At 40.3% G+C, this 1,465-nt stretch carries 1 protein-coding gene; it reads right to left on the bottom strand.

Annotated elements, in window-relative coordinates:
* Positions 1 to 39: 39 nt before the first annotated feature.
* A protein-coding gene (locus CSV73_RS16225; RefSeq protein WP_232319244.1) for an IS3 family transposase occupies positions 40 to 1,370 on the bottom strand; the annotation gives its coding sequence in 2 pieces (ribosomal slippage) (positions 40 to 989 and positions 989 to 1,370; 1,332 coding nt in all).
* Positions 1,371 to 1,465 lie beyond the last annotated feature (95 nt).

Raw genomic sequence — 1,465 nt, 5'->3', positions numbered from 1 at the left:
TAAAATGTACCCTTTGTAAAGGACAATTATAAAAAAAGCCTAAGCTGCTTGTTGAAGCTGTCGTCTGTATTCTGCAGGCGGCAGCTTTTTCAAGTTCCACTGCCCGCGATAATGGTTATAGTACGTCATATAACTCTTGATTTCCCGCCTAACTTCTTCCATTGTCTCACAATCTTTTATATTGGTTTCATCCTTGAAGTGACCGAAAAATGATTCCTGTGGAGCATTATCCCAACAGTTCCCTCTGCGTGACATCGATTGTCCTAACCCCATTTTCTTCACTGCTGCCTGATACTTTGGGTTTGTATAATGAAATCCTTGATCTGAATGTATAAAGGCATCTGTCATTAAATGACGATGTTTCTTTAGTTTGCGAAGCGTATTCATTGCGATCTCCAAACCTAACGAAGAAGAAACTTCATAGGCTAAAATTTCATTCGTTTGGGCGTCTTTAATCGTTGACAAGTAAGCACGTTTGCCATTTCCATATGTCAAATAGGTGATGTCGGTCAATAATACCTTTCCAGCCACCCCTTGCTTAAACTCACGTTGTAACGTGTTTTCACATGTGCGGTGCTCTTTCGTCGCCTTTGCCATACGACGTGCTGGGTTGGCTTTGCGGATGGGACAGATGATATCGAATTTTTTCATAATCCGGCGAATGCGTTTTAGGTTATATGTAATGCCGTACTGATTTTCGAGTGTCATTTTAATTTGGCGTGCTCCTTTTTTTCGTCCTCGAAAATGATAGGCCTTTAAAATGATTTCCTTTACAACTTCGTCTGCCTGTTCGCGAGCGGCACGTTTCTGTTTAGATTTCTCTCCAAAGTGCCTATAGTAGCCCGAACGCGATACCTCCATAAGTTCGCATAAGTAGCTCACCAAACGTGCTAATTTATACTTTTGGATGGTGAAATTAATTAGTTCATATTTTAGCGTCGTTTGGATTGTGATTTCTTTTTCATCATCTGCCTTTCGAGTAGATCGAGCTTTTTTAACAGTTCATTTTCCGCCTGTAATAAGCGGTTTTTCGCTTCTAGACGTTCAATCTTTTCTTCGGATGTCAAGTCGCGTTCTGATGGACGGCCTGAATTGGTTTTTCGTGTGTCTTGTAAGCCTTCCACCCCGCTTTTTCTATAGGCGGCACGCCAACGCTTTCCTGCAGATTTAATCCGAACTGCTCCTATTAAATCGGCATCTAATCCAGCCTCTTCAAAAATGTCTCGCGGCAGTTTTCCTTTTTCATTTTCCGAAATAAAATGACGTTTAAACTCATCTGTATAGGTGATGGATTTATCACTAACAGCTTGTACGTTAGGATTGCATTGCAAGCGTGCTTGTTCTTTTAAGGTAAACAATCGTTCAGTCACATTCATCCGCTCCCACATCTTTTTATTCATTATAAACAAAAGTACCCTATAGGATAGACTTTTTTCAAAGTGTCTATCTTATAGGGTACATTTTA

Source organism: Sporosarcina sp. P1, assembly GCF_002743155.1.
GTDB classification, from domain to species: Bacteria; Bacillota; Bacilli; order Bacillales_A; family Planococcaceae; genus Sporosarcina; species Sporosarcina ureae_B.
Note: the sequence above shows the minus strand (reverse complement) of the source record. Positions and strands in the feature narration are given on the sequence as shown.